The 5,386-nt window shown below is 70.0% G+C and carries 5 protein-coding genes; all 5 read right to left on the reverse strand.

Annotated elements, in window-relative coordinates; genetic code table 11:
* A partial coding sequence (locus LAO51_19865; protein ID MBZ5641002.1) for a hypothetical protein occupies nt 1–295 on the reverse strand: 295 nt, incomplete at its 3' end.
* A complete protein-coding gene (locus LAO51_19870; protein ID MBZ5641003.1) occupies nt 283–1,776 on the reverse strand; it encodes an acetyl-CoA carboxylase biotin carboxylase subunit in 1,494 nt (497 codons plus the stop codon). The genes LAO51_19870 and LAO51_19865, both read right to left, overlap by 13 nt.
* A 194-nt stretch (nt 1,777–1,970) precedes the next feature.
* Complete coding sequence (locus tag LAO51_19875) at nt 1,971–3,521, reverse strand: acyl-CoA carboxylase subunit beta (protein ID MBZ5641004.1); 1,551 nt, start codon at nt 3,519–3,521, stop codon at nt 1,971–1,973.
* A gap of 14 nt (nt 3,522–3,535) precedes the next feature.
* On the reverse strand, nt 3,536–4,180 hold the full coding sequence (gene fsa, locus LAO51_19880) for a fructose-6-phosphate aldolase (protein MBZ5641005.1): 645 nt from the start codon (nt 4,178–4,180) through the stop codon (nt 3,536–3,538).
* Nucleotides 4,181–4,199: 19 nt separating this feature from the next.
* Nucleotides 4,200–5,386 (reverse strand): DNA gyrase subunit A (locus tag LAO51_19885; GenBank protein ID MBZ5641006.1); only part of this gene is annotated, 1,187 nt, incomplete at its 5' end.

Genomic DNA, 5,386 nt, shown 5'->3' on the forward strand with positions numbered 1-5,386 from the left:
CGGGTCCGTGCCCCGCGGCGCGCAGGTCGTCGCGTCCGCGCCGGGTCGCGTCGGTCAGGGTCACCGTCCGCTGCGTCGCGCCGTGGCGCACGTGATAGAGATTCCCCGTGCGCTCGACCGAGACCTCGAACGAGCGGCCGTCGGTCAGGATGGAGCAGAAGTCCGCCTCGAGCTTGTGGACGTCCACGAGCCGCGTCACGCCGTCCACCGTGACGCGGAAGAGCGCGTCCCGGCGCTCGACGTCCACGTCGTACTCGTGGTCGCCGGCCTTGACGCGGATCTTCAACGCTTCCACCCCCTCGCTCCCGACCACCGCCACGCCGACGCGCGCCGCCCCTCCCCCGCTCCGTGGCCGCGCGCCGACTCGGCCTCGACCCACCGGAAGTGCTCGACCGCGACGGCCACGACGAAGATCTCGTCGAGCCAGGGGTCGTCGGCGACGCGGAGGAGCTCCGGGTGCTCCTCGAGGAAGCCGGTGTGGAGGTCGCCCGCGCGGAAGGCGGGATGCGCCATGATCTTCCGATGGAGGTTGATCGACGTCTCGAGCCCGTCGATCCGATACTCGTCGAGCGCGCGGGCCATCCGGTCGATCGCCTCGATGCGATCCCTTCCCCAGGCGCAGAGCTTCGAGAGCAGCGGGTCGTAGTAGACCGGGACCGTCCAGCCGGCGAAGGTCCCGCCGTCGTAGCGGATGCCCGGGCCGGACGGGGTCCTGAGGCCGCGGATCGTCCCCGGCGCGGGCATGAAGTTGCGCGCCGGATCCTCCGCGATGATCCGGCACTCGATGGCGTGGCCGCGCGATGCGACCTCCTCCTGTTGGAGGGGTAGGGCGCCGCCGGCGGCGATGTCGATCTGGGCCTTCACGAGGTCCACCCCGTACACCAGCTCCGTGATCGGGTGCTCGACCTGGAGCCGGGCGTTCACCTCCATGAAGTAGAACGAGCCGTCGGCCCCGCGAAGGAACTCCACGGTTCCGGCGTTGACATACCCTGACGCGCGGGCGGCCCTGACCGCGAGGTCGCCGATCCTCCGGCGGGTCGCCTCGTCCACCGCGGGGGACGGGCACTCCTCGATCAGCTTCTGGTGGCGGCGCTGAATCGAGCACTCGCGCTCCCCGAGGTGGATGCACCTCCCGCCGGCGTCCGCGAGGATCTGGACCTCGATGTGCCGGGGCCGCTCCACGTAGCGCTCGAGAAAGACCGTATCGTCCCCGAACGCCGAGCGAGCCTCGCCCCGCGCCTGGGCCAGTAGCGAGCCGAGCTCCGCCTCGCGCCGGACGATCCGCATCCCCTTCCCGCCGCCCCCGGCCGCCGCCTTGAGCAGCACCGGGTACCCGATACCGGACGCCGCGCGCGCCGCTTCCCGAGGATCCGCGGGAAGCGCCGGCGAGCCCGGGACCACGGGGACTCCGGCCGCGGCCATGATGGCGCGGGCGCGGACCTTGTCCCCGAGCGCCTCCATCGCCTCGGGCGGCGGTCCGATGAAGACGATCCCCGCGTCGCGGCACGCGCGGGAGAACGCGGGGTTCTCGGCGAGGAACCCGTAGCCGGGGTGGATCGCCTCCGCGCCGGCTTCCTTCGCGGCATCGAGGATGCGGTCGATGCGCAGGTACGAGTCCGCCGCGGGAGGCGGACCGATCCGCCGGGCCTCGTGGGCGTAGCGAACGTGCAGCGCCTCCCGGTCCGCGTCGGAATAGACGGCGACCGTCCGGATCCCCATCTCGTGACAGGCTCGGATGACCCGGACCGCGATCTCGCCCCGGTTGGCGATCAGCACCTTGCGGAAGGGCGGTTCCCCTTCCCCCTTCCGCGCCGAGGCGGGCGCCGTCCCGGTCCCGCGCGCGGCGCCCCCCTGCTTCCCCGTTCTCGCGTCCGCGCCCTTCCCCGGCGCCCTCGGCGCGGCTCCTCGCGGCGGCTTCCGGCGCCCCTCGACGGTCGGCGCCGCCCTCCTCGGCTGGCGGCCGCGGCCGCTCACAGCGGCAGGTTCCCGTGCTTGCGCGGCGGGTTCTCGTCGCGCTTGCCTTCGAGCAGCCTGAGCGCCGCGATCAGCTTGGAGCGGGTGAGCGCGGGCTCGATCACCTCGTCCACGTAGCCGCGCTCCGCCGCCACGTAAGGGTTCGCGAACTTCGCGCGGTACTCCTCGACCCGGGCCGATCGCACCCTGTCGGCGTCGGCGCCGGCTTCCTGGAGCTCGCGGCGGTAGACGATCCCGACGGCGCCCTCGGATCCCATGACCGCGATCTCGGCGGTCGGCCAGGCGAAGTTGAAGTCGGTCCTGATGTGCTTCGACGCCATGACGCAGTAGGCGCCGCCGTATGCCTTGCGGGTGATGACGGTGAGCTTCGGCACGGTGGCCTCGGCGAACGCGTACAGGAGCTTGGCGCCGTGCAGGATGATCCCGTGGAACTCCTGGTCGGTCCCCGGAAGGAAGCCGGGGACGTCCTCGAACACCACCAGGGGAACGTTGAAGCAGTCGCAGAAGCGGACGAACCGGGCTCCCTTCACCGATGCGTTGATGTCCAGGCAGCCGGCGAGCACGGCGGGCTGGTTCGCCACGATCCCCACGGGGCGACCGGCGAGCCGGGCCAACCCCACCACCAGGTTGCGGGCGAAGTGCTCGTGCACCTCGAGGAAGCGCCCCTCGTCCACCACGGCGAGGATCGCCTTCTTGATGTCGTACGGCTGATTCGGATGCTCGGGCACCAGCGAGTTCAGCGTGGCGTCGACGCGATCGTCGGGGTCGTCGGTCGGACGGACCGGCGGGTCCTCCATGTTGTTCTGCGGCATGAACGAGAGGAGCTCGCGGACCACCTGGAGCGCGTCCCGGTCGTCCGATGCGGCGAAGTGGGCCACACCCGAAAGCGTGTTGTGGGTCATCGCCCCGCCGAGCTTCTCCTTGGTGACCTCCTCGTGGGTCACCGCCCGGATCACGTCCGGCCCGGTGATGAACATGTAGGAGGTGTCCCGAACCATCACGACGAAGTCGGTGATCGCCGGGGAGTACACGGCCCCGCCGGCGCAGGGGCCCATGATCACGGAGATCTGCGGCACCACCCCGGACGAGAGCGTGTTGCGGAGGAAGATATCGGCATATCCGGCGAGGGAGACGACCCCTTCCTGGATCCGTGCACCGCCGGAATCGTTGAGCCCGACGACGGGCGCGCCGACCTTCATCGCCAGGTCCATCACCTTGCAGATCTTGGCCGCGAAGGTCTCCGAAAGCGAGCCGCCGAACACGGTGAAATCCTGCGCGAAGAGGAAGATCGGCCGGCCGGCGACGCGCCCGTGCCCCGTGACGACGCCGTCCCCTGGGATCCGCTGCTTCTCCATACCGAAGTCGTGGGAGCGGTGCAGGACCAGCGCGTCCAGCTCCTGGAAGGAGCCGGGATCGCAGAGCGCCTCGATCCGCTCCCGCGCGGTGAGCTTCCCGTCCGCGTGCTGCTTCGCCACCCGGTCCGCGCCGCCGCCGCCGCGGGCCTCCGCGTAGCGCCGACGCACCTCCTCGAGCGGATCCTGCGCCATGATGCCCCCGCGTTCTACTTCTTCAGCTTCTCCCAGTCGGCGAGGAATTTCTTGATGCCCGCGTCGGTCAGTGGATGGTCGTACAGCTGCATGAGCACCTTGTAGGGGACGGTCGCGACGTCGGCACCCGCGAGGGCGGACTCGACCACGTGCATCGGATGCCGCACCGACGCGGCGAGGATCTGCGTCGCGAAGCCGTAGTTGTCGTAGATCGCACGGATCTGGCGGATCAGGTCCATTCCGTCGATCGAGACGTCGTCCAGCCTCCCGACGAAGGGGCTCACGTACGTGGCGTCCACCTTGGCCGCTAGCAGCGCCTGGGTCGGAGAGAAGCAGAGCGTCACGTTGGTGTGAATCCCCTCTCCGCGGAGCGCCTTGCAGGCCTTGAGCCCCTCCTTGGTCATCGGGATCTTCACGACGATGTTGGGATGGATCGCGGCGAGCACCCGCCCTTCCTTCATCATCCCGTCCTTGTCCAGGGCGGTGACCTCGGCGGAGATCGGACCGTTCACGATGCTGGCGATCTCGCGGAGGACCTGGTGGAAGTCCCTACCTTCCTTGGACACCAGGCTCGGGTTCGTCGTGACGCCGTCCAGGATCCCGAGGCTCGAGAGCTCCCGGATTTCGTCGACGTTCGCGGTGTCGATGAACAGCTTCATGTGGGCTCCTTCGCTGGGGTCAGTTGCCTTCGTCGTCCGCGGCCAGCTCCTCGGGCCGCGGCGGCTCCTCGTCCTCGTCCGGCGCGGTGGCGACCGGGGCGGACTTTCCCTCCTCCTCGCGCTCGGCGGTGCGCATCCCGGAGACGACGGCGTCCCCCTCCTCGAGCTGGATCAGGCGGACCCCCTGCGTGGCCCGGCCGATCCGGCTGATGCCGGAAGCGTCCATGCGGATGATCTTCCCCTGGGCGGTGATCAGGAGGATCTGGTCCTCGTCGGAGACGCCGGTCGTGACCACCACCCGCCCGTTCCGAGCCGTGGTGCGCATGTTGATGATCCCCGAGCCGCCGCGCCCCTGGAGGCGGTACTCCTCGACCCCCGTTCGCTTGCCGTATCCCTTGCTCGTCACCGACAGGATGTCCGGCCTGCCGGCGAGCACCTCCATCTCGACGAGCTGGTCGGAGGGGGCCATCCGGATCCCGATGACCCCGCGCGCGTTGCGGCCCATCGGCCGCACGTCGGACTCGCGGAACCGGATGGACTTGCCCGCGGCGGTCCCCATGACGATCTCGCACTCCCCGTCGGAGATCCCGGCGGCGAGCACTCCGTCCCCCTCGTCGAGGCTCACCGCGAGGATCCCCGCCTTCGACGGCCGCCCGAACGCCGAAAGCGGGGTCTTCTTCACGAAGCCCCGCCGGCTCGCCAGCGCCACGTAGCGGTCCTGCGGGAAGTCGCGGACCGCGACCATCGCCGCGACCTTGTCGTCCGGCGTGATCCGGATGAGGTTCACCACCGCCTTGCCGCGCCCCGCGGAGCTGACGTCCGGTATCTCGTGCACCTTGAGCCAGTGCATCCGCCCCGACGACAGGAAGACGAGGATGTAGTCGTGGGTGGACGCGAGGAACAGGTGCTGGACCACGTCCTCTTCCCGCGTCGTCATGCCGATCCGGCCCTTGCCGCCGCGCCGCTGCGACCGATAGGTGGAGAGCGCCGTCCGCTTGATGTAGCCGGTATGGCTCACCGTGATGACGACCTCCTCCTCCTGGATGAGGTCCTCCACCGAGATCTCCTCGGCGCGGGCGATGATCTCGGTTCGGCGCGGGTCGGCGAACGCGTCCTTGATCTTCTCCAGCTCGTCGACGACGATCCGGAGCTGCAGCGGCTCGCTGGACAGGATCTGCCGGAGGCGCTCGATCAGCTTCAGCGTCT

Source organism: Terriglobia bacterium (assembly GCA_020073205.1).
In the GTDB taxonomy this organism is placed as follows: domain Bacteria; phylum Acidobacteriota; class Polarisedimenticolia; order Polarisedimenticolales; family JAIQFR01; genus JAIQFR01.

Excerpts from the sequence above, each read along its gene's own strand:
- fsa (MBZ5641005.1), bottom strand. The coding sequence starts at position 4,180 with ATGAAGCTGTTCATCGACACCGCGAACGTCGACGAAATCCGGGAGCTC.
- LAO51_19875 (MBZ5641004.1), bottom strand. The coding sequence starts at position 3,521 with ATGGCGCAGGATCCGCTCGAGGAGGTGCGTCGGCGCTACGCGGAGGCC.